A 22427-nucleotide genomic window follows, 5' to 3' on the forward strand; every position below is an offset into this window, starting at 1 on the left:
ACTGAACGAAATTTGAAATTTATAAAATTTATAAAAATTATTTGGTATTTAACTGGAGGTAAATGAATGATAGAATTTATCAATGTTGGAATGACTTATCCAAATGGGAATGTTGGATTAAAAAATATAAACTTGACTATAAACGAGTCTGAAATTACGGTTTTTATTGGACCGTCTGGGAGCGGGAAAACTACGCTTTTGAAAATGATTAATCGGTTGGAGGATAATACGACTGGGGAAGTGAAAATTAATGGAAAAAATGTAAAGGATTACAATATTCACAAAATGCGTTGGGATATTGGATATGCTTTGCAGCAAGTGGCACTTTTTCCGCATATGACAGTTGAAGAAAATATTGCGATTGTGCCTGAATTGAAAAAATGGAAAAAAGAAAAAATTGATGCAAGAATTGACGAGTTATTAAATATGGTTGGACTTGATCCTGAAAAATATCGAAAAAGAAACCCTTCGGAATTGTCTGGTGGAGAAGCACAAAGAGTTGGAATTGCAAGAGCTCTAGCCGCTGATCCAAAAATTATTTTGATGGATGAGCCGTTTAGTGCGTTAGATCCCATCACTCGTGCAAATTTACAGGAAGATGTGAAAAAACTTCAGAAACAAATTCACAAAACAATTGTTTTTGTAACTCACGACATTGAAGAAGCATTTTTATTGGGGGATAAAATTTGTATCATTCAAGACGGCGAGTTAGTTCAAGCTGGAACAAAACACGAAATAATCTCAAATCCTAAAAATGATTTTGTGAAAAAATTTATAGCTATTAAAAAGAAAGAAGGTGAAATTTATGAATAAATTAATTTTGACTTTTTTAGAGAAGAAAGACGAATTTTTTAGCGGAATTATGGAACATATTCAAATTTCTTTTATCGCACTAATAATTGCTCTAATTATTGCCATTCCACTAGGAATTTATTTAAGCTACCACAAAAAATTAGCGAATATTGTTATTGCGATTAACGGCGTTATTCAAACTATACCGTCTTTAGCAATTTTAGCACTTTTAATACCAATCGTTGGAATTGGAAGAAAACCTGCAATAATCGCTTTAATACTTTATGCACTGCTTCCAATTTTACATAACACTTACACTGGTATTACTGGCGTAGATCCAATGTATATGGTAACTTCAAGAGCTTTAGGAATGAATAAATTTCAGCAACTTACAAAAGTTCAGCTTCCTCTGGCTATGCCTGTAATAATGACAGGAGTTAGAACGGCTGCTGTTTTGATTATAGGAACTGCCACATTAGCTTCCCTTGTTGGAGCTGGAGGGCTTGGAAAACTGATTTTGCTTGGTCTTGATAGAAATAACAACTACTTGATTTTGTTAGGAGCGATTCCTGCCGCTTTACTTGCAATTTTATTTGATTTCATCTTTAAGCAATTCGAAAAATTGAGTATCAAAAAAATATTAATTTTCCTAATTTTAATCATATTTGCATGTTTTTTGGGAACAATTAGCAGTTTTAATAATACAAAAAAAGATAAATTGATAATTTCTGGAAAACTTGGTTCAGAGCCAGAAATATTGATAAATATGTATAAAATTTTGATTGAAGAAAATAGTAAACTTGACGTTGAGTTAAAACCTGGACTTGGAAAAACTTCATTCGTATTCAATGCTTTGAAAAATGGCGATATTGATATTTATCCTGAATTTTCAGGAACTGCAGTTTTCACTTTCTTGAATGAAACTCCTGTAAATAATAATGCTGAAGATGTTTTCAATCAAGCAAAAAAAGGTATGGAAACTAAATTTAAAATGATTATGCTAAAACCTATGAAATATAATAATACTTATGCAATTGCTGTTAGCAAGAAATTTGCTGATGAAAATAATTTGAAGACGATTTCTGATTTAGCAAGAGTGAAAGATAAGATAAAAGCTGGATTTACAAGGGAGTTTAACGACCGTGAAGATGGATATCTTGGACTTAAAAAATTGTATCAGTTTGAAATTCCGAATATTAAAGAATTCGAGCCAAAACTTCGTTATGTTGCTGTTCAAAGTGGCAATATTAACTTGGTTGACGCTTATTCTACTGACCCCGAACTTGCTCAGTATAATATGGTTATTTTAAAGGATGATAAGCATTTATTCCCGCCATATCAAGGTTCTCCAATGATGCGTGAGGAAACTTTGAAAAAATACCCTAAATTGAAAGAGATTTTGGAAAAATTGAGTGGCAAAATTTCAGATGAAGAAATGTCAACAATGAATTACCGTGTTTCTGTGAAAGGTGAGAGAGCGGAAGATGTTGCTAGAGAATATTTAAGAAATGCCGGAATTATTAAAAAATAGAAAATTAGTAGGTTAGTTATAAAATGTTATAAAATAAAAAAAAATTAGGTCGGATGAAAATTCGGCTTTTTTTTATGATATGGAGATAATTATTTAATTATTTACAATTTACAATAATAAAATAAAAGATTATAGAAATATCATATTAAATTATCGGACGTAATATTTTTTTTATTTATATTATTTCATTTTTATTATTAATTAACTTTAAACTATTCATAAGTAGTAGTAGATTATGATAATGAGAATAAAAAAATGACAGTCTTAATAAATTATAATTACTATTTTTTAATAATTTATAAGATTGCCATTTTTTTTAACTTAAATAGCAGTAGAGAGAGTTTATATAATAATATAGAAGAATCTGCCATCTAAGTTGTGAATATAAAAGGTTATATATTTGTTAGTATTATTATTAGTATGACTATTTTATTAGTCTAAAGGCATGTTATTAGGTTTAGATCCTTTAGGTCTGTGATTTAACATCTCTATTAATTTAGTAGCTTCATCTTTTGAAACTTTTCCGCTGTTTAATGAATTTGTTAGTGATTGAATTTCTGTGTCAGTCAATCTTTTTGGGGCATCTTTTGGCTTACATTTATCATTTGGTTTGTGAGGACCTCTTCTATCTAGCATTTTTGCGATTTCAGCTCCTTCAGCCTTTGTAATTTTTCCGTTGTTTAGTTTTGTTTTTAATTCTTCAATTCTAGCTGGGTCAGGTTTTTTTATAATATTTCCATTTTCATCTACAAGATTTCCATTTGAATCTTTTTGCAATCTATGTGGCGGTCTACATTCATTATTTACTGTGTTATTTGTTGCGGTTGTTGTTCTGGTAGTATTATTTGCTGTTGTACCTGCAAATATTGATAATGATGTTAATAAGGCGATTCCCAAAATTTTCTTTTTTCCTATTTTTTTCATAATAATTCCTCCAATTCAATTATTTACAATTTTATTTTTTATACTTTTTCTTTATCACAAGAATATAATATCAATAAATTTTGACAAAATTATGTAGAATTTATGTCTTTTTTGTGAAGTTTTAAAATTTTAATATTTCTTTACTTTGACAATATTAATCTAATATAATTGAATAAAAAAGATTTTTTTAGTATAATTAAGATAAATAAAAAGAGAAAAATTGTAGTAGCAGAAGATCTGAAGATTTAAAAAAGTTGAAAAATTGAAATGGGAGGAAAAAATAAATAATGAAGAAAGAAAACTTCTTAAGGCAATTTGTAAAAGAACAAGAATATTTGGCTATTAAATTGTATAATTATTATGAAACTGCACAGGATTATGAAATTGTCAGTTTTACGGAGGAATTTTATACACCGAATTTTTGGAAAAAGTTGGGGGAAAAATTTGGAGGAGTAAATGTTGTTTGTGATGGAGTTTTTGTAGATAGTGATAGAAGACAGATTGCATTTATTCCTGATAGTTTTATGAATGAAAACGATAATTTGGGATTTGAAAATAATGAGAATGATCTTGAAAATTTTAGATTTAATCAGAATGTAATTCAATTTCCAAATAAATTGTTAAAGATAGCAATAGATTCAAGATTTTATGGGTATTTGCATAAGGATTTTTTGGGAAGTCTTATGGGGCTTAATGTAAAAAGAGAGCTTATGGGAGATTTAATCATTGAAAGTTGTGATAAAAAAGATAAGCGAATTTTTGGATATATTCCAGTTTCTGAAAAAATTGTAGATTATATCATTTCAGAATTGAAGCAGATTGGGAGGGCAACTTGTGAAATTGAAGTTGTGGACATTAAAGATAAGAATAATCTTCCGAAATATAAATATGATGATAAATTAATTACTGTTCAGTCAAAGCGACTGGATAGCATAGTTTCAACAATTACTAATTTATCTCGTACAAAAGTAATTGAACCAATTGAAAAGGGTCAAGTTTTAGTTGATTATGTAGAAGAGAAAGATAAATCTAAATTGCTTGAAATTGGGAGTCTAATTACAATTAGAGGATTTGGGAAATATAAGTTATTTTTAGATAAGGGGGAAACTAAAAAGGGAAAAGAACGGATACTTGTAAAAAAATATATTTGATTTTTTTGTTTTTTAAATTAAAATGGAACTGAATGAAGAATTAAGAAAAATATAAAAAACTAAAATTATTTAATAAGGTTTTATAGACTTTTATAAATAATAAAAAATATAATCTTAAATTAAAATAATAAAAGAAAGTAGGTAAAGAAATGAAAGATGTAACACCAAAAAGTAATTTGGAAATATTGATAAAATGTTTAGGAACAGCAATTGCGATTGTGTTGGTAATTACATTGTTAAGATTAGCGTTTAGAATATTTTTATCGGTTGTGATATGGATAATCCCGATTACTTTAGTATTGTTTATTTATCACAAATTTAATGATAAATGATTGTTAATTAATGTAAATAAAGGGATAGTGTGCTGAATTTGCTAAAAAGGGAGTGTAAAAACTTCCTTTTTTTGTGATTATATGGTAAGATAATTATATAAAAGATGTGGAAAGTGAGGTAAATTATGTATGAAAAATTATATAAAAAATATGAGTAAAAAAGATTTAGTATTGTTGGATATACGGAAAATGTATGATTTATATGGATATAAAAGGATTTCGCTTCCGAGCTTTGAAGAATATGATTTGTATAATGAAAATAAGGATTTTATTGATAGAAATATTTTAACTGTGATGAGTCCAAATGGGAAATTACTGGCTTTGAGACCTGATATTACATTGTCTGTTGCTAAAAAAATCTCTAAGGATCAGTCTTTGAAATACAGTAAGATTTATTATCAGGAGAATACATATAATTTGACAAAATACACGGGATATGAGGAAGATGAACAGCTTGGGATTGAGCTAATTGGAAAAGAATCTGTGTTCTTGGATTTTGAAATTGTGGATCTTGCGGTAAAGAGTTTGGATATTATAAATGAAAAAAGTTTGATTGTTTTGTCACATGCGGGATTTATTTCTTCGATTTTTGATAATCTTAATTTGGAATATGAAGTAAAGGAAGAAATTTTTGATTGTATAAATAAAAAAAATAGTCATGATATAAAAAAAATATTGGAAAATAATAAATTTGTTTCTGAAAATGTGAGAGAATTAATTTATAAAATTCCTAAATTATCAGGAGATTTAGATGATATTACAAAGGAACTTTCAAAATATGGAATAAATGATAATATAAAAAAAATATTGCTTGAACTTAAACAATTAAATAATTTACTGCTTAAATTTCACAAAAGATCAAAAATTGTATTTGATTTTTCTGTCATAAAAAATCTAAATTATTATAATGGAATTATTTTACAAGGATATATTGAAGGATTTCCAAATGTAATTTTGACTGGCGGAAGGTATGACAGATTGTTTGAAAAATTTGGAGTTGACACAGGGGCAGTCGGATTTGCGATTTTGACTGATAGCTTGAAGGTTTATTATAAAGATGAAGATAAAAATGATTTTGAAATATTGATTGCTTATGATGATAGCAATTTTGAAAAATTGGTAGAGTTTGTAAATGATTTTCAGGAAAAAGGACTTCGAGTGAGAACTGAAAATGTTGAAAATTTTAAGGAAAATGACAGCGAGATTTTTAATTACGATGAAAAATATTTATTTAAAAATGGGAATTTAATTAAAGAATAAGAGTAAAAATTAATATGAAAAATAAATAAGACGAAAGGGGCTTCTATGATAAATATTGCTCTTCCTAAAGGGAGATTAGGAAACAAAGTATATGATTTATTTGAGAAAATAGGTTATGAAAGTTCAGAAATAAAGGAAGATAACAGGAAACTGATTTTTGAGAATGAGAAAAAAAATGTCAGATTTCTTTTGGTAAAGCCATCGGATGTTGGAGTTTATGTGGAAAAGGGAAGTGCAGATATTGGAGTTGTGGGAAGAGATGTACTTCTTGAGGAAAATCCTGATGTTTATGAGCTTATGGACTTGGGATTTGGGAAATGTAAATTTGCGATTGCAGGACCTGTAAATTTTAAAGAAAATTTTGATAGACCATTGGTGGTGGCGACAAAGTATTTGAATGTTTCAAAAAGATATTTTGATTCTACTAATCGAGATGTGGAACTTATAAAATTAAATGGCTCTATTGAAATAGCACCAATTTTGGGGCTTTCTGATGTGATTATGGATATTGTTGAAACTGGAACAACTTTGAAAGAAAATAATTTGAAAGTATTGAAAACTATTGAAGATATAAGTGCTAGGTTTATTGCTAATAAGTCGAGCTATAGATTTAAAAATGAAGAAATAGAGAAAATTGTTAAAAGTATAAAAGAAATTTTATAAAGATAGTTAGTATTGTTTTTTTGTTTATATAAAAAATTTATATTTTTAAAATAAAAAATGAAATGGAGTGATCTGTTATGATTAAAACTATAAAATATTCAAAAGATGTTGATTTGGAAAAGGAGCTTGCTAGAAGTCAGTTTTCTTATGATGATGTAAATGAAACTGTGGAAAGCATTTTGAAAGATGTTAAAGCTAGAGGAGATAAGGCTTTGATAGAATATACTGAAAAATTTGACGGTGTAAAACTGGAAAATCTGGAAGTTAATGAAGAAGAAATTCAAAAGGCTTTTGATACGATTGATAAGGATTTGATGGAAGTTATTCAGTATTCTCATGACAATATTAAAAAATTTCACGAAAAGCAAGTTAGAAATGATTTTTTAATAAGACAGGAAAATGGAGTAGTTTTGGGGCAAGTAGTTAATCCGATTGAAAAAGTTGGACTTTATGTTCCCGGGGGAACAGCTGCATATCCATCAACTGTTTTGATGAATGCAGTTCCAGCAAAAATTGCTGGATGTAAGGAAATTGTAATGGTGACACCTCCAACGAAAGATGGAACAATTTTGCCGTCTCTTTTAGTTGCTGCTAAAATTTCTGGAGTTGATAGAATCTTTAAAGTAGGTGGAGCTCAATCAATAGCTGCTCTTAGTTATGGTACAGAAACTGTTCCAAAAGTTTATAAAATTGGAGGTCCTGGAAATATTTACGTTGCAATGGCAAAAAAAATGGTTTATGGAGAAGTTTCAATTGATATGATAGCAGGTCCAAGTGAAGTATTGATTATTGCTGATGAAAGTGCAGATTCAGTTCATACAGCGGCAGATTTGTTATCGCAAGCGGAGCATGATAAATTGGCAGCTTGTATATTAGTTACAACATCACAAAGATTAGCAGATGAAGTAGCAATGGAAGTAGAAAAGCAATTAAAAGAACTGCCAAGGGAGGAAATTGCCAGAACTTCGATTGAAACTCAAGGTAGAATTATTGTTGTAGAAAATATGGATGAAGCAGTTTTTGTAAGTAATTTTGTAGCACCGGAACATTTAGAACTGGCAGTGGATAATCCTTTTGAATTATTGCCAAGAATAAAAAATGCAGGCTCAATATTTATGGGACATAATACACCTGAACCACTTGGAGATTATTTGGCAGGCCCAAATCACACATTACCAACAAGCGGAACTGCCAAATTCTCTTCTCCACTCTCAGTAGACGATTTCGTTAAAAAATCTTCGTTTATTTACTATTCAAAACAAGGACTTGAAGAAGTTAAGGATAAAGTAATTAAATTTGCTGAAAATGAAGGGCTTACAGCACATGCTCGTTCAGTTTCAAAAAGATTTGATAAATAAAAAATAGAATTTGTCTGAAAACAGATTTTTAATAATTTTTTGATAAGATTGAAAATTATAAATTTCTAGTTTTCAGGCTTTTTCAAAATATTAAAATTTTTCATTTTTAAAATAAAAAGTATCTAATTTTTAAAGTTTTTATTATAGAAAAGAAAAAAAATTAGAATTATGAAGTTTTTGATTTAAGAATAAAAATTGATTATATTTCTTTTTGATATACTTTGTATGAGGTGATTTTATGGTTAAAAGAACTGAATACTTGGAAAAATTGAAAAAAATAAAAGATATGCAGATAATAAAGGTTATCACAGGCGTTAGGAGGTGCGGGAAATCTACATTGCTATCTCAATTTAAAAATTTTTTAATAGAATCTGGTATCTTGGAAGAACAGATAATTTCCATAAATTTTGAGGATTTAAAGTTTGAAGATTTAAAAGATTATAAATTATTGTATCAATATATAAACGAAAGACTTGTGCCTAATAAAAAAAATTATATATTTATTGATGAAATTCAGGAAGTTGAAAATTTTCAAAGGGCAGTGGATTCTTTATTTATAAAGGATAACACAGATATTTATATAACAGGCTCCAATGCGATGATGCTATCTGGCGAATTAGCAACACTGCTTTCAGGCAGATACATTGAAATATCCATATTGCCTCTATCTTTTTCCGAATATCTTGAATTGAATGAAACACAGGACGTGAGACAGACTTGGAATAAATATTTTGAAAATGGCGGATTTCCTTATGCGACACAAATAAATGATGATGATATAAGAAAAGACTATTTAATGGGAATATACAACACAGTTTTGTTAAAAGATATAGTTGCAAGAAATAAAGTACAGGATATTACGTTACTCGAATCTGTAGTAAAATTTCTATTTGAAAACATCGGAAATATCGTCTCACCCAAAAAAATAGCAGATACACTTGTTTCCTATGGCAGAAAAACTACATCTTCTACCGTTGAAAATTATATAGAAGCCCTGAAATCATCGTTTATTTTGTACAAAGCTGGACGTTATGATATAAAAGGAAAGCAACATTTAAAGTCGCTGGAGAAATATTATATAGTTGACATAGGACTAAGAAAATTGCTTATAAATAAAAAACATAGCGATATTGGGCATATTTTGGAAAATATAGTTTATTTGGAATTGATTAGACGTGGATATACTGTGTATATTGGTAAAATTGGAGATTTAGAAATAGATTTTATAGCAGAACGAAATAATGAAAGAGAATACTATCAAGTGTCAGCAACGATACTTGATGAAAATACATTCAAGAGAGAGATAATGCCATTAAAGAAAGTAAAAGATAATTTTCAGAAGTTTATAATTTCGATGGATGAAATAAATTTAAGCGAAGATGGAATAAAGCATATAAATATTTTAGATTTTTTACAAAATCGAGATAATTAGAACAAAAAATTAATAGAAGAAACAAAAAAAGAATTAAATGAAATTACCAAAGAAAGCCGTTTTCTTGAGTTTAAAAAAATAAATGGAAAATGGCAAACAAAAGACAGCTTATATAATTTTACCAGAGCTTAACTAAAACAATTAGAAATTGTACCAAAGTTCTTATTTAAAGGAGGAGTTATAAAATGAGTAAATTCTGGAATGATAAAATAAAAGAAATAGAGCCTTATGTTCCTGGAGAGCAGCCGAAAGATAAAAAATACATTAAACTTAATACAAATGAAAATCCTTATCCGCCATCAGCAAAAGTTATAGAAAAAATAAAATCTATGAATTTGGAAGATTTGAAATTGTATCCAGATCCAGATGTAACGGAGCTTGGAAAAGTTATTGCTGAGTATTTTTCTAATAAAATAAATAATAAAATTACATATAAACAGGTATTTATTGGAAATGGATCAGATGAGATTCTAGCATTTATTTTTATGACGTTTTTCAATGCGGGAGATAAAGTGTATTATCCAGATATTACATACAGTTTTTATCCAGTTTATGCAGATTTATTTAATGTAAAGGAAATCAAAATTCCATTAAATGATAATTTTGAAATTGAAATTGAAAAATATTTCGGACTTGATGGGCATATTATTATTACAAATCCAAATGCACCGACTTCGATTGCATTGAAATTAGAAGAAATTGAAAAAATTGCAGAAAAAAACCCTAGTCAACTTGTTGTTGTAGATGAGGCTTATGTTGATTTTGGTGCGGAAAGTGCTGTGAAATTGGTGAATAAATATGATAATGTTCTTGTTGTGCAGACATTTTCAAAATCTCGTTCATTTGCAGGAATGCGTCTAGGATATGCGATTGGTTCGGAAAATACAATAGAAGGGCTTAATAGGCTAAAATTTTCGTTCAATTCATACACAATTGACAGAATCTCGATTGAAGCTGGAATTGAATCGTTTAAGGATGATGAATATTTTGAAAAAACTAATGCTAAAATTATTCAGACTAGAGAAAAAACATCTGAAGAATTGAAAAAATTAGGATTTAAAGTATTAAATTCAAGTGCTAATTTTATTTTTATTTCTCATAACAAAATTTTCGCAGGCGATTTGTATAAACAGCTAAAAGAAAATGGAGTTTTAGTAAGATATTTTGCAAAAGATAGGATTGATAATTATTTGAGGGTTACAATTGGGACTGATGAGGAAATAGGGATTTTTATTGAAAAATTGGAAGATTTATTAGGAAATAATGTAAATTAAGAATTATGATAAATAAATTTACAATGAAAGGATAATGCTATGAGAAAATCTAAAATTGAAAGAAATACATTTGAAACAAAAATAAAAGTTGAATTGAATATTGACGGGACTGGGAAATATGAAAATAATACAGGAGTTGGATTTTTAGATCACATGCTTGATTTATTTGCAAAACATGGAAGATTCGATTTGAAAGTTTATTGTGACGGAGATACAAAAGTTGATGATCATCACAGTACGGAAGATATTGGAATTGCACTTGGGAAATGTTTTTATAAGGCCCTAGGAGATTTAAAAGGGGTTAATAGATACGGAAACTTTCTTTTGCCGATGGATGAGGCTCTGACATTGGTTGCAGTTGATTTGAGCGGAAGATATTTTTTGAATTTTGATGTAAATATTCCGACTGAGAAAGTTGGAACTTTTGATACTGAATTAGTGGAAGAGTTTTTTGTTGGATTTACACGGCATTTGAATGCAACGTTACATATAAAAAATATGGCAGGGACAAATTCGCATCACATAATTGAGTCAATTTTTAAAGGCGTTGCTAGAGCTTTGGCACAGGCTATGAGTATTGATGAGAAATATAGGGATGAGATTCCATCGACTAAGGGAGTTTTGGTTTAATCAAATTTATTAACAATTTCAAATAATTTTGAAAATAATGAATAGTAATGATAGTGATGAGAATTTTAATAATACACTGATAAAAGCAGAAATAACAAATGAAGATATGGATAATAAGGAAAACTTGAATAGGAGGGGTTAAAATGAAAATACAAAGAGAACTATTTTCACTTCAAGATAAAGAATACATGAAATTTTTAAGTAAATTGACGCCAAATGTACCAGAGAATACAATTATTGGAGTGAGGATTCCTGAAATAAGAAAATTGGCTAAAAAATTGGTGAAGAATAATGAATATGAAAATTTTTTGAAAAAGTTGCCACATAAATATTATGATGAGAATTTATTGCATGGAGCAATTATTTCAGAGATCAAAAACTTTGAAAATTGTATTCAATTACTTGATAACTTTTTGCCATTTATTGATAATTGGGCGGTTTGTGATACGATTTCTCCAAAAATTTTTAAAAAACATAAAAGAGAGCTAATTGAAAAAATAAGGGAATGGGTTAAGTCAGATAAAACATATATTTGTAGATTTGGTGTAGAAATGTTGATGACACATTTTTTGGATGAAGACTTTGAAAATGAATATTTGGAAATGGTAGCGAATATTCATTCTGAGGAGTATTATGTGAAAATGGTAATTGCTTGGTTTTTTGCAACGGCACTTGCAAAAAAGTGGGATTGTGCAGTGATTTATTTAGAAAATGACAGATTGAATAGTTGGGTGCATAATAAGACAATACAGAAGGCCCGAGAAAGTTTGAGAATTACTAATGAGAAGAAGGAGTATTTGAAGGGATTGAGAAAAGAATAAGGGGAAGAATAAAAAACTGGAAAAAGAATTAAAATCTGAATCTTTAACTTTATTTGAAAAGGAAGGCATTTTTTGGGAAAAGAATTAAGGTGAAATATAAAATTTTGAAAAATTAAAAAATTTTTTTGAATAGTTGACATTATACTAAAAATAAGGTAAAATTGTGTTCCTTGGCAGGGGAGCAAAAAAAGGTCTCGTAAAAAAATGAGGCCTTTTTAGTTTAGCATAATTTTTTTTAAACTTTTTAATATCTTTTCTTATACTATTTCTCGCTAAAATAATAGATTTATTACAACTTCTATTATGCAAGGGGTCAAGACCCCTTGTCAGAAAACAAATAAAAAATGGGATTATTATAAATAGGGCATTATTTCTTTTTTTAAATCAGGTTTAGTATTAATTGCAACAATATACTTTTTTTGGTATAATTTAATTAAGTTAATTATGATTCTTTGATAAAAAAGTTATATAAAGTTACTTAAAACTTGAAAAAAATTATACAAAGAAAGGAAATTTTAATTATGATAGCAGTGATTGATTATGGAGTGGGAAATCTTTTTTCCTTACTATCTTCTCTAAATTATGTTGGACTTGATACAAAACTGACTAATAATGTTGAAGAGATTAAAAGTGCGAAAGGAATAATTTTGCCAGGAGTGGGGGCATTTAGGGACGCTGTTTCTAATCTTGAAAAATATGGGTTAAAAGATATTTTGATAGATGAAGCGAAGAATGGAAAGCCGTTTTTGGGAATTTGTCTTGGAATGCAAATGCTTTTTGAGAAAAGTTATGAATATGGTGAATTTGAAGGGCTTGGGCTTATAAATGGAACAGTTGAGGAAATTAAGAAATATATTCCAAAAAATTCTGATTTGAAAATACCTCATATGGGTTGGAATAGCTTGAAAATAAATGATGAATTTAAAAATGATAAAATTTTGAAAGATGTGAATACTGAAGATGAAGAATATGTGTATTATGTGCATTCATATTTTGCAAAAACTGATATAAAAAATATTGTTGCATATTCAGAATACGGAATAAAAATTTCTGGAATTGTGAAAAATAAAAATGTTTATGGAATGCAGTTTCATCCTGAAAAATCTGGAAATACTGGTTTGAAGTTATTGAAAAATTGGGGTGAATTGGTGAAATAAAAGTGAAATTACGATTATTTTACTTAATTTATTCATTTTTGGGTTGGTTTTGATTAATTGAGAAAAAGGTATTTATGAAGAAGATAATATTATTGATGAGTATTTTTGCAATAGTGAATTTGAATGCGAAAAGTCGAAGCGAGATGATAAGTCAGGATTTATCAAAATTAGGAGTTTCTCAAGAAATAATATTAAAAACAATAGAACTGGATAAGGAAATGCCTAATGTAGTGAGTGAACCTGACAGAGAAAAAGTAAAAAAATTGGCATTAAAGATTGAAGAATTGTTGAAAAAGAATGAGAAGAATTTTGTGCTGTCAGAAAACTTGATAAATATTTATAATGCACTTGGAAAAAGTGATGCAGAAAAATTAAATAATTTAAAACGATATGAAAAGTATAATCCTTATGAAGTGTCAAAATTGTTTTTTTCAAATATGTATTATTCCAATAAGGGAGATTTTGATTCTTACAATAAAAATTATGAAAAACTTAAGGAAAAATATCCAGATTATTTGATTACTAGAATTGCTGTAACATATACAATAGGAGAAAATGCAATTTGGAATATTATGCAAACAGATGAAAAAACAGCACTTGCAAGCTTAAATTCTATTATGAAAATGTGTGATGATAAGAAAAAAACGGAAGAATCACATATTTCTGATGAACAGGCTTGGGCGTATAAATTAACAATGGGATGGTTTGCAATAAGTTTCTATTTAAATGTGAATCGTACACAGGATGCAATTAATTTTTATTATAAAAATTTTGAAGGAAAAAATAAGCCTAATAAAGAAATATTAGATTATAGTAAGTATCAAAATTGGTTTATAAAATCAGAGTTGGCAAGAGCAAATAAAAATGATTTCTATAATAATAAAAAATTGTTTGAAGAAAATTTAAAAAAAATAAATATGTTTGATTGATATTTTAAAAATAACTAATTATTGTAAAAGTAACAACATAAAAATTCAATTTATAAAAATTTTAAAAATAAAAGGAGAAAATAACTATGATAGAAATTTTTCCAGCGATAGATTTACATAACGGACAGGCAGTTAGATTAAGACAGGGGGATTATAACCAAGTGGAAGTATTTTTTAAAAATCCTGTTGAAGTTTTGGACTTTTTTAATAAAAATAATTCAAAAAATCTTCATATTGTGGATTTGGATGGAGCAAAAAATGGGAATACAAAAAATTATGAGGTTATAAAAGAATTGGTTGAAAAAAGTGATTTTTTTGTTCAAGTAGGTGGTGGAATCCGTGATGAAGAAAGAATAAAAAAATATATTGAATTAGGAGTAAATCGTGTTATTTTGGGAACAATTGCCGTTGAAAATGAAGAATTTTTGAAGGAAATGGTAAAAAAATATGGCGATAAAATTGCAGTTTCTGTAGATGCGAAAGATGAGAAAGTTGCGGTTAAAGGATGGACTGAAACTGTAGAATTGAACTCGGTTGAATTTTGCAAAAAATTATCGGATATAGGTGTGCAAACAATAATTTATACCGATATTTCAAAAGATGGAATGTTAAATGGAACAAATCTTGAAATTTATAAAAAATTGTCAAAAGTAGTTAATTCAGATATTATTGCTTCAGGTGGGATTACTTTTTTGGATGAGATTAAAGAACTTAACAAAAATCATATTTATGGAGCAATTGTGGGAAAGGCGATTTATTCAGGAAATCTTGATTTGAAAGAAGTACTTAACATTAGTAAATAATATTTTAAAAATTATATAAATGAAATTAAAAATCTAAATATTGTAAATCTGTTTGATAACTAAAAAAATTATGATTATAGCAAAGGGGGGAAAGGTCTCTTATCATAGAGAAATATTAAGTTATTGAACAACATCTATTAAAAGAAAGTTGGTATAAAAATGCTTGCAAAGAGAATTATTCCCTGTTTGGACGTAAGAAATGGAAAAGTTGTAAAAGGAGTTAATTTTACTGGAATAAGAGAAGTTGACAGCCCTGTGGAATTAGCAAAATTTTATAATAAATCAGGAGCTGATGAGCTTGTTTTTTATGATATTACGGCAACTGTTGAGGAAAGAGGCTTGTTTACAGATATTTTGAAAGAAGTGGCAAGTCAAATTTTTATTCCGCTTACTGTTGGCGGTGGGATAAATACGCTGGATGATTTTGATAGAGTTTTAAAAGCTGGAGCTGATAAAGTAAGTGTCAATTCTGGGGTAATAAGAAATCCAAAATTGATTGAAGAAGCTGCAAAAAAATATGGAGATCAATGTGTTGTTTTGTCAGTTGATGTAAAACGAGTTGATGGTAAATTTAAAGTTTTTGCAAAAGGTGGAAGAGAAAATACTGGAATTGATGCAATAGAGTGGTTTGTAAATGGTCAGGAAAATGGTGCTGGAGAAGTTGTCGTAAACAGTATCGATACAGATGGAGTTAAAAACGGATTTGACTTGGAATTACTTGAAATTTTATCAAAAAAATTGTCGATTCCAATAGTTGCATCAGGCGGAGCTGGAAATATGGAGCATTTTAGAGATTTATTTAAAATTCCGGGAATTGATGCGGGACTTGCGGCTTCGATTTTTCACTTTAAGGAAGTGGAAATTATGGAGTTGAAAAAATATTTGAAGAGTAATGGTGTTGAGATGAGAATTTGATGTTTAATGAGAAAAATTTTGAAAATGGACTAAGAGGAAATTATTATGAAAAAAGAAGAAATTTTAAAAAAACTAAAAGAAATTAATAAAAAGAAATATTCAATTTTAAAATTAGGACTTTTTGGTAGTTTTTCTAAAAATAACGATACTTTTAATAGTGATATCGACATTCTTGTAAAAATGGAATTTAAAAAGGGAATGTATCAAAATTTTTGTAATTTACACAAAAGACTTGAAGAAATTTTTCAAAAAAAGTGGATTTAGTTGATGAAAGTATGTTTGAGTATAAATTTAAAAATCCGAAAGTTCAGAAATATAAAGATGAAATAAAGGAAGAAATTTTACGGAGTGTAATTTATGTGTAAAAGGAAGAGAAATATACTTCAGTTTACTTATTTTGAAATGGAAAATTTATTAAAATATATTTACTTATTGAGAGAGAATTTGAAAAATAAATTTTAGAAAAGAGGTAAAAATGAATACAGAGCAAATAAAATTTGATGAAAAAGGGCTTGTTCCTGCAATAATACAGGATTACTATACAAAAAAAGTATTGACACTTGCATATATGAATAAAGAAAGTCTTGAAATAACTTTAAGAGACAAGAAAACTTGTTTTTTTAGCAGAAGTAGACAAGAACTTTGGTTAAAAGGGGAAACTTCAGGGAATTATCAGCATGTTGTTTCAGTAAAATATGATTGTGATGCGGATGCTTTGCTTGTGGAAGTAAAAAAAGATGGGCCTGCTTGCCATACTGGTGCTGAAAGTTGCTTTTTTAACTCGTTGTTTGAAGCAGAAGATTATAGCAGTTTTACGCCTGAAAGCCTTTATGAATTGATAAAATATAGAAAAGTTAATCCAAATGAAAAATCTTATACGACTTATTTGTTTGAAAAAGGGCTTGATAAAATTTTGAAAAAAGTTGGAGAAGAATGTACAGAAGTTATAATAGGGGCTAAAAATAACGATAATGATGAATTGAGATATGAAATTGCGGATTTATATTATCACACTTTGGTTTTAATGATTGAGCAAGGTCTTACTATTCAAGATGTGAAAGATGAACTGGCTAAAAGACATGTTATTGACCATAAAGTTAAGCAGGAAAAAATGGGTGGTAAAAAGTAAAAATAATTAAAGGAGTTGACAAAAATGCAAACTAAAAAAATAATTTTTCCGTCAAATCTTCACGCCCACACTTTCTACTGCGATGGTAAAAACAATCCTGAAGACTATATTTTAACAGCAATAGAAAAAGGATTTACAAGTGTCGGTCTTTCAGGGCATTCTTTTACAAAATTTGATACGGAATATTGTATGTCTGAAAAAGGTACATTAGAATATCTGAAAGAATTAAAAAATTTGAAAGAGAAATATAAAGATAGGATTCAAGTTTATATTGGAATTGAAGCTGATTTCTATTCGGGATTTAATCCAAAACTTGATGATAATTTAGGACTTGATTTTAGAATTGGATCGGTTCATTATATAAAGGATAAAGAAAAAGAGGAGTATTACTGTGTTGATAATACGCCTGAAATTTTAGAGTACGGAATAAAAAATTATGCAAATGGAGATGAAAAGGCATTTATTGAAGCATATTTTGATAATATTGTAGAAATGGTGCACACTCAAAAGCCTGATATTATTGGGCATTTGGATTTGGTAAAAAAATTTAATAAAGATTTTAAATATTTTGATGAAAGTGCTGAATGGTATAAAAATAAAGTCGAATATGTATTGGATGAAATTGCTAAGTCTGAAGCAATTATTGAAATTAATACAGGAGGAATGTCACGTGGATGGACTCAGACACCTTATCCAAGTTTTTTTATACTTGAAAGAATTTTAGCTAAAAATATTCCAATTACCATTTCTTCTGATGCACATGAAACTAAAAACATTGATTTTTATTTTGATGAGAGTTTGGAAATTATACGAAAAATCGGATTTAAGAGTATTAAAATATTAAAGGATGGAAAATTTCAGGACTTTAATATTTAAAAAATAACAGGACATAATGGGGTGATAAAATGTTATTAGGTGGAAATGAAACTACGAAAAAAATTGATAATTATGCGATTAATGAATTGAAGATACCGAGTATTGTGCTTATGGAAAATGCAGCGATTTCATTTACAAAGCATATTGGAAAGAATGAAGATAATTTTCTTATTATTTGTGGAAAGGGAAATAATGGAGGCGATGGATATGCAATTGCACGACAATTATTTTCAAAAGAAAAAAAAGTTAAGATTTTTTGTATTAGTGATGAAAATATGAGCAATAACTGTTCTGTAAATTATGAGATTTGCAAAAATTCAGGAATTGAAATTTTTTATAAGTTGGAAAAATTGGATAAGCTGCTTTTAGAATGTGATGTTGTTGTTGAAGGGATTTTTGGAACAGGCTTAAATTCAGAAATAAAAGGCATTTATAAAGATATTATTTTGAAGATAAATGAATATTCTAAAAATAAAAAAGTTTATGCGATTGATATTCCATCTGGAATTAATGGCGATACTGGAGAAATAATGGGAGTATCTGTTAAAGCTGATGTTACCATTTCTTTTGTCACATACAAAAAAGGCTTTTTAAAATCAGATATAAAAGAATATTTAGGAAAAGTGATTATTGAAAATATTGGATTGAATAAAAATAATATTGTTCATATTGTCAGTGAATATTACTTGACATCTGAAATAATAAAAGGTTTTCATATAAAAAGAGATGAAAATTCTCATAAGGGAGATTTTGGGAAAGTATTAATTTTTGCTGGAAGTAGTGGATTTTATGGTGCAGGGAATATTGTGGCAAAATCGTGTGTAAGAAGTGGAGCTGGACTTACTACTGTAATTACTGATAAAAATAATTTTTCACTTAATGTATTTGTTCCTGAAGCTATGAGTTTTCCTATAAATTTTGAAAACATAGAAGAAAATTTTGAAAAATTGGAAAAAGAAATCTTAAATAGTGATGTAATCGCTATTGGACCTGGAATTGGAAAAAGTCAGAAAGCATTAAAAATATTTGAAAAACTAATTAGTATTGAGAAAAATAATAAAGGAAATGTGATAAAACTTGTGCTGGATGCAGATGCTTTGAATTTATTGTCTGAAAATAGAGAACTTTTTGAAAAAATAAAAAGTAGAAGTGTATTAACTCCACATTTGATTGAATTTTCAAGATTATCAGGATTTTCTCTAGAAGAAATTAATAGGGATAAATTTGAAATAGCAAAAGATTTTGCTCAAAAATATGAAATAACTTTACTTTTAAAGGGGAAAAATACAATTATTACAAATGGGAAAACTCTTTTTGTAAATAGTACAGGAAATTCCCGTATGGCAAATGGAGGAATGGGAGATTGCTTGACTGGTATAATTTGTTCATTGGCGGGACAAAAATATGGGTTAGTGGAATCTGCTTGTATAGGGGCATATTTGCATGGTAAAATAGCTGATAAGTTGGTAAAGCAACAGTATATTGTGAACGCAAGTCATATTATTGAAAATATTTCAGAATGTATGAAAGAAATTTTTGAAGTTTAACTGTGCTTAATAAAGAGAAAAGTTTCTTTTTATCAATAAATTTTAGTATTAGCAAGGGATTTAAGATCCCTTGTTTTATTATTATTTCATAATATCTTTTATTTGTAATTAAAAAATAATAATAAAATAAAAAAACTAAATTAATTAAAATTTTAGTTGTTGTAGGAGCAATGATGGCATTAACTAGTTGCAATACATTATTATGTGAAATGGGATCAAAAACAGCTTGTATAGATTATTTCAAACAATAAAATAATAAAAACTGTCTCAAATAATTAATAAAGATATGTAATTTTTAGAGGCAGTTTTATTTTCATATAGTTTTGCTCCCTTTTTATTATTGACTATATAGAAAAAATTAAAAAAATATTTGAAAAAACAAATCAAATGTAGTATACTATGATATATACTTGACTTTAATTAATTAATAAAAGAAGGAAGAAGGAAAGAACAATGGCATTATTTTCTAGTGAAAAAAAATCAAAGGAAAAAAGAGAAAACGAAGGATTAAACAGACAATTTTCAGCAAATAATGATGAAAATACAAATGGAATTAGTACAATTTCAATGGAAACGACAATAACAGGAACTATTGAAACAAATTCTGTATTTAATATGGAAGGTGTGTTAAATGGTGATATTAAAGGAAATAAACTTATTCATGTTGGAAAAACTGGGCAAGTGAAAGGAAATATTACTGCTGAAACAGTTGTTGTAGATGGGGAAGTTTCAGGAGAAATTGTGGCGGATAAAGTTGAAATTGGGAATACAGGGAAAGTTTATGCTACAATAACATCAGCTGTGTTTGTAATTCAGGAGGGTGGATTATTTGAAGGAAGAAAAAAAATAAAAATAGCCCTTATAAAAGAAGAAAATGAAGGCAAAAAATCTGAAGAAGAAGCAAAAACAGATACGATTGGAAAAAATAGTAAAGAATTATAAAATATGAAATAAAGAAAGTTAAAGAATAGTTATAAAGTTTATTAATTAAGTTTATGACTATTTTTTTATTGTATTAATCTTTTTTCACTATACATTGAATTGAAATTATGATAAAATCTAATAAGTAAATATTAGTAAAGATTATAAATGTTAATCATAAATTGTATAAATATTATAAAATATTTTTTAAAGTATGAAAATAGATAACTAAAAAAATAAAAAAAGGAATGAAAATTGATGAAATTTATCACAGAAAATTTAACAGAGATAAAAGATATTATTGAATATTGTAATGTAGAAGTTCCTGATTACTATAAAAATATTGAAGAAATAAAACATAATAAGAATATTGTCATTTTAGGAAATTTTGACGGCGTTCATAAAGGGCATCAAGTAATTTTGCAAAAGGCTGTAGAAAGGGCAAAGGATAAAGGGTTAAAGACAATAGTTTACACTTTTAGTGAATATCCTAAAAATCAGCAGACTAAAATAACAACTTGCTCTGAAAAGGCTTATTTTTTAGATAAAAATAAAATTGATTATCTTTGTTTGGAACAATTTGAAAAAGTTAGGAATTATTCGCCTGAAGAATTTGTAGAAAAAGTGATTGTTAATGATTTGAATGCAGCTGAAGTTTATTGCGGATTTAATTTTACTTTTGGAAAAGGGAAATCTGGAAATGTTGAAACACTTAAAAAATTGTTAGAAGTGAGAAAGCTAAAGTTAAATGTGCAGAAGGCTGTGTTAGATGATGATGGGGAAATTATAAGCAGTACAAGAATTAGAAATTATATTAAAGAAGGAAACTTTGAAAAAGTTAGTGAGCTTCTTGGGCATAATTTTATTATTCTTGGAGAAGTTATCTATGGAAAACAGCTTGGAAGAGTTATAGGTTTTCCTACAGCAAATTTAAAATTTGAAAATAAGATTTATCCAGAATTTGGAGTTTATGGAGTAAAAATTCATATTCAAGGTGATGAAAAAATTTATAATGGAGTTATGAATATTGGGCGGAATCCTACAGTTAATGTCGGCATACTTAGCGTTGAAACTAATATTTTTGATTTTAATGAAGATATTTATGGAAAAATTATTTTAATTGAAGTTTTAGAAAATATTCGATATGAAAAAAAATTTAGTTCAGTAGAGAAATTAAAAGAACAAATTGGAAAAGATGCAAGTTATTGGAAAAACAAAATTGATAAATATCAAAAAGAAAAAGAAAATAGGTAGAATATGGAAAACGTAATACAAATAAAAATTGAAAATTTTGAAGGGCCTCTTGATTTACTTATTCATTTGATTGAAAAAAATAAAATGGATATAAATTCGATAAATATTTCACAAATTATAGATGATTATTTAAATTATATTCATAATGTACAAAAGGAATTGAATTTAAAAATAAAAGTTGAATTTTTGATAATGGCAACTGATTTGATTGAAATTAAGGCTTATTCAGTATTAAATAGAGATAATAAAAAATTTGAAAAAATTGAAAATTTAGAGAAAAAAATAATTGAATATCAATTATTTAAAGAAATTTCCGAATTATTTTCAAAATATGAAAATGAGTATAATGTTCCTCATACAAGGACAGGAACGGAAAGTATAGGGAATGAAATAATTGAATACGATATTTCAAGTCTAAATTTAGATAATTTATTCAAAAGTTTAAAGAACTTAATTAATTCAAAAATAATGAAAAAAGATAATTTAGGAGAAAGGATGATTCTAAACTTAGAAGATGATAATTATTCAACAGAAGAGGCTCATAATGAAATTTCTGAAATTATAAAGGAAGATCGAAGAGTTGAATTTAATCATCTATTAAAAAATAAGTTTTCTAAATCTAGAATAGTAACTTTATTTCTTTGTATTTTAGATATGTTTAAAAATGGAGAAATTGATATAATTGTAGAAGAAAAAAATTTTTTCATTAAATCTATAAAGTCATAAAA

The 22427-nt window shown here is 27.6% G+C and carries 23 protein-coding genes; 22 read left to right on the forward strand and 1 reads right to left on the reverse strand.

What is annotated here, in order from left to right; genetic code table 11:
• The first annotated feature begins 66 nt into the window (after nt 1-66).
• Together F1564_RS04900 and F1564_RS04905 are read left to right on the forward strand one after the other, a co-directional pair.
• Nucleotides 67-813 (forward strand): ABC transporter ATP-binding protein, encoded by a 747-nt coding sequence (locus tag F1564_RS04900; protein WP_018450043.1) that lies wholly within the window; start codon nt 67-69, stop codon nt 811-813.
• Nucleotides 806-2323, forward strand: coding sequence for an ABC transporter permease/substrate-binding protein (locus F1564_RS04905; RefSeq protein ID WP_018450042.1), 1518 nt, complete (start codon nt 806-808; stop codon nt 2321-2323). The genes F1564_RS04900 and F1564_RS04905 overlap by 8 nt, the downstream gene beginning before the upstream one ends.
• A 432-nt stretch (nt 2324-2755) precedes the next feature.
• On the opposite strand, the gene F1564_RS04910 is transcribed toward F1564_RS04905, so the two are convergent.
• Nucleotides 2756-3247 (reverse strand): hypothetical protein, encoded by a 492-nt coding sequence (locus tag F1564_RS04910; RefSeq protein ID WP_018450041.1) that lies wholly within the window; start codon nt 3245-3247, stop codon nt 2756-2758.
• Between the two features lie 287 nt (nt 3248-3534).
• Here F1564_RS04910 and F1564_RS04915 point away from each other — a divergent pair, with 287 nt between their 5' ends.
• The 20 genes from F1564_RS04915 (at nt 3535) to F1564_RS05010 (ending at nt 22425) form a co-directional block, all read left to right on the forward strand.
• Nucleotides 3535-4398 carry a YlmH/Sll1252 family protein gene (locus F1564_RS04915; protein WP_018450040.1) on the forward strand — a complete coding sequence of 288 codons (864 nt, stop codon included), beginning with the start codon at nt 3535-3537 and terminating at the stop codon, nt 4396-4398.
• Nucleotides 4399-4547: 149 nt separating this feature from the next.
• Complete coding sequence (locus tag F1564_RS04920; RefSeq protein ID WP_018450039.1) at nt 4548-4730, forward strand: hypothetical protein; 183 nt, start codon at nt 4548-4550, stop codon at nt 4728-4730.
• A 129-nt stretch (nt 4731-4859) separates the two neighbouring features.
• Nucleotides 4860-5990 (forward strand): ATP phosphoribosyltransferase regulatory subunit, encoded by a 1131-nt coding sequence (locus F1564_RS04925; RefSeq protein ID WP_018450038.1) that lies wholly within the window; start codon nt 4860-4862, stop codon nt 5988-5990.
• Nucleotides 5991-6035: 45 nt separating this feature from the next.
• Nucleotides 6036-6653, forward strand: coding sequence for an ATP phosphoribosyltransferase (hisG, locus tag F1564_RS04930; protein ID WP_018450037.1), 618 nt, complete (start codon nt 6036-6038; stop codon nt 6651-6653).
• Nucleotides 6654-6730: 77 nt separating this feature from the next.
• Nucleotides 6731-8011 (forward strand): histidinol dehydrogenase, encoded by a 1281-nt coding sequence (gene hisD / locus F1564_RS04935; protein WP_018450036.1) that lies wholly within the window; start codon nt 6731-6733, stop codon nt 8009-8011.
• 238 nt (nt 8012-8249) lie between these two features.
• Entirely contained in the window at nt 8250-9443 is a 1194-nt protein-coding gene (locus F1564_RS04940) for an ATP-binding protein (protein ID WP_018450035.1), read from the forward strand.
• A gap of 185 nt (nt 9444-9628) precedes the next feature.
• On the forward strand, nt 9629-10717 hold the full coding sequence (gene hisC, locus F1564_RS04945) for a histidinol-phosphate transaminase (protein WP_018450034.1): 1089 nt from the start codon (nt 9629-9631) through the stop codon (nt 10715-10717).
• Between the two features lie 39 nt (nt 10718-10756).
• The gene (hisB, locus tag F1564_RS04950) at nt 10757-11347 is read left to right on the forward strand and encodes an imidazoleglycerol-phosphate dehydratase HisB (RefSeq protein WP_018450033.1); all 591 of its coding nucleotides are present in this window, start codon (nt 10757-10759) and stop codon (nt 11345-11347) included.
• 143 nt (nt 11348-11490) lie between these two features.
• On the forward strand, nt 11491-12168 hold the full coding sequence (locus F1564_RS04955) for a DNA alkylation repair protein (protein WP_018450032.1): 678 nt from the start codon (nt 11491-11493) through the stop codon (nt 12166-12168).
• 521 nt (nt 12169-12689) lie between these two features.
• Nucleotides 12690-13325: an imidazole glycerol phosphate synthase subunit HisH gene (gene hisH, locus F1564_RS04960; RefSeq protein ID WP_018450031.1), complete on the forward strand. Its 636-nt coding sequence runs from the start codon at nt 12690-12692 to the stop codon at nt 13323-13325.
• A gap of 74 nt (nt 13326-13399) precedes the next feature.
• The gene (locus tag F1564_RS04965) at nt 13400-14254 is read left to right on the forward strand and encodes a tetratricopeptide repeat protein (RefSeq protein WP_026231208.1); all 855 of its coding nucleotides are present in this window, start codon (nt 13400-13402) and stop codon (nt 14252-14254) included.
• An 86-nt stretch (nt 14255-14340) separates the two neighbouring features.
• A complete protein-coding gene (hisA, locus tag F1564_RS04970) occupies nt 14341-15057 on the forward strand; it encodes a 1-(5-phosphoribosyl)-5-[(5-phosphoribosylamino)methylideneamino]imidazole-4-carboxamide isomerase (protein WP_018450029.1) in 717 nt (238 codons plus the stop codon).
• 159 nt (nt 15058-15216) lie between these two features.
• Entirely contained in the window at nt 15217-15972 is a 756-nt protein-coding gene (hisF, locus tag F1564_RS04975) for an imidazole glycerol phosphate synthase subunit HisF (RefSeq protein WP_018450028.1), read from the forward strand.
• Nucleotides 15973-16017: 45 nt separating this feature from the next.
• Complete coding sequence (locus tag F1564_RS04980; protein ID WP_018450027.1) at nt 16018-16236, forward strand: nucleotidyltransferase family protein; 219 nt, start codon at nt 16018-16020, stop codon at nt 16234-16236.
• Between the two features lie 211 nt (nt 16237-16447).
• Nucleotides 16448-17101, forward strand: coding sequence for a bifunctional phosphoribosyl-AMP cyclohydrolase/phosphoribosyl-ATP diphosphatase HisIE (gene hisIE / locus F1564_RS04985; RefSeq protein WP_018450024.1), 654 nt, complete (start codon nt 16448-16450; stop codon nt 17099-17101).
• Between the two features lie 24 nt (nt 17102-17125).
• Nucleotides 17126-17977, forward strand: coding sequence for a histidinol-phosphatase HisJ (gene hisJ, locus F1564_RS04990; RefSeq protein ID WP_018450023.1), 852 nt, complete (start codon nt 17126-17128; stop codon nt 17975-17977).
• A 29-nt stretch (nt 17978-18006) separates the two neighbouring features.
• Nucleotides 18007-19524: a bifunctional ADP-dependent NAD(P)H-hydrate dehydratase/NAD(P)H-hydrate epimerase gene (locus tag F1564_RS04995; RefSeq protein ID WP_018450022.1), complete on the forward strand. Its 1518-nt coding sequence runs from the start codon at nt 18007-18009 to the stop codon at nt 19522-19524.
• 453 nt (nt 19525-19977) lie between these two features.
• Nucleotides 19978-20466, forward strand: a complete 489-nt coding sequence (locus tag F1564_RS05000) for a polymer-forming cytoskeletal protein (protein ID WP_018450021.1) — start codon at nt 19978-19980, stop codon at nt 20464-20466.
• 237 nt (nt 20467-20703) lie between these two features.
• Nucleotides 20704-21699, forward strand: coding sequence for a bifunctional riboflavin kinase/FAD synthetase (locus F1564_RS05005; protein ID WP_018450020.1), 996 nt, complete (start codon nt 20704-20706; stop codon nt 21697-21699).
• A gap of 3 nt (nt 21700-21702) precedes the next feature.
• Nucleotides 21703-22425, forward strand: coding sequence for a segregation and condensation protein A (locus F1564_RS05010; RefSeq protein ID WP_018450019.1), 723 nt, complete (start codon nt 21703-21705; stop codon nt 22423-22425).
• Nucleotides 22426-22427 lie beyond the last annotated feature (2 nt).

It is taken from the genome of Leptotrichia shahii, assembly GCF_008327825.1.
GTDB classification, from domain to species: domain Bacteria; phylum Fusobacteriota; class Fusobacteriia; order Fusobacteriales; family Leptotrichiaceae; genus Leptotrichia; species Leptotrichia shahii.

What these genes read in the sequence shown, in the direction of transcription:
- F1564_RS05000 (WP_018450021.1), top strand. Translation starts at nt 19,978, where the DNA reads ATGGCATTATTTTCTAGTGAAAAAAAATCAAAGGAAAAAAGAGAAAAC.
- hisH (WP_018450031.1), top strand. Translation starts at nt 12,690, where the DNA reads ATGATAGCAGTGATTGATTATGGAGTGGGAAATCTTTTTTCCTTACTA.
- hisIE (WP_018450024.1), top strand. Translation starts at nt 16,448, where the DNA reads ATGAATACAGAGCAAATAAAATTTGATGAAAAAGGGCTTGTTCCTGCA.
- F1564_RS04920 (WP_018450039.1), top strand. Translation starts at nt 4,548, where the DNA reads ATGAAAGATGTAACACCAAAAAGTAATTTGGAAATATTGATAAAATGT.
- F1564_RS04905 (WP_018450042.1), top strand. Translation starts at nt 806, where the DNA reads ATGAATAAATTAATTTTGACTTTTTTAGAGAAGAAAGACGAATTTTTT.
- F1564_RS04955 (WP_018450032.1), top strand. Translation starts at nt 11,491, where the DNA reads ATGAAAATACAAAGAGAACTATTTTCACTTCAAGATAAAGAATACATG.
- F1564_RS04900 (WP_018450043.1), top strand. Translation starts at nt 67, where the DNA reads ATGATAGAATTTATCAATGTTGGAATGACTTATCCAAATGGGAATGTT.
- hisG (WP_018450037.1), top strand. Translation starts at nt 6,036, where the DNA reads ATGATAAATATTGCTCTTCCTAAAGGGAGATTAGGAAACAAAGTATAT.
- hisB (WP_018450033.1), top strand. Translation starts at nt 10,757, where the DNA reads ATGAGAAAATCTAAAATTGAAAGAAATACATTTGAAACAAAAATAAAA.
- F1564_RS04965 (WP_026231208.1), top strand. Translation starts at nt 13,400, where the DNA reads ATGAAGAAGATAATATTATTGATGAGTATTTTTGCAATAGTGAATTTG.
- F1564_RS04925 (WP_018450038.1), top strand. Translation starts at nt 4,860, where the DNA reads ATGAAAAATTATATAAAAAATATGAGTAAAAAAGATTTAGTATTGTTG.
- hisC (WP_018450034.1), top strand. Translation starts at nt 9,629, where the DNA reads ATGAGTAAATTCTGGAATGATAAAATAAAAGAAATAGAGCCTTATGTT.
- F1564_RS04980 (WP_018450027.1), top strand. Translation starts at nt 16,018, where the DNA reads ATGAAAAAAGAAGAAATTTTAAAAAAACTAAAAGAAATTAATAAAAAG.
- F1564_RS05005 (WP_018450020.1), top strand. Translation starts at nt 20,704, where the DNA reads ATGAAATTTATCACAGAAAATTTAACAGAGATAAAAGATATTATTGAA.
- hisA (WP_018450029.1), top strand. Translation starts at nt 14,341, where the DNA reads ATGATAGAAATTTTTCCAGCGATAGATTTACATAACGGACAGGCAGTT.
- F1564_RS04940 (WP_018450035.1), top strand. Translation starts at nt 8,250, where the DNA reads ATGGTTAAAAGAACTGAATACTTGGAAAAATTGAAAAAAATAAAAGAT.
- F1564_RS04995 (WP_018450022.1), top strand. Translation starts at nt 18,007, where the DNA reads ATGTTATTAGGTGGAAATGAAACTACGAAAAAAATTGATAATTATGCG.
- F1564_RS04915 (WP_018450040.1), top strand. Translation starts at nt 3,535, where the DNA reads ATGAAGAAAGAAAACTTCTTAAGGCAATTTGTAAAAGAACAAGAATAT.
- hisF (WP_018450028.1), top strand. Translation starts at nt 15,217, where the DNA reads ATGCTTGCAAAGAGAATTATTCCCTGTTTGGACGTAAGAAATGGAAAA.
- hisJ (WP_018450023.1), top strand. Translation starts at nt 17,126, where the DNA reads ATGCAAACTAAAAAAATAATTTTTCCGTCAAATCTTCACGCCCACACT.
- F1564_RS05010 (WP_018450019.1), top strand. Translation starts at nt 21,703, where the DNA reads ATGGAAAACGTAATACAAATAAAAATTGAAAATTTTGAAGGGCCTCTT.
- hisD (WP_018450036.1), top strand. Translation starts at nt 6,731, where the DNA reads ATGATTAAAACTATAAAATATTCAAAAGATGTTGATTTGGAAAAGGAG.
- F1564_RS04910 (WP_018450041.1), bottom strand. Translation starts at nt 3,247, where the DNA reads ATGAAAAAAATAGGAAAAAAGAAAATTTTGGGAATCGCCTTATTAACA.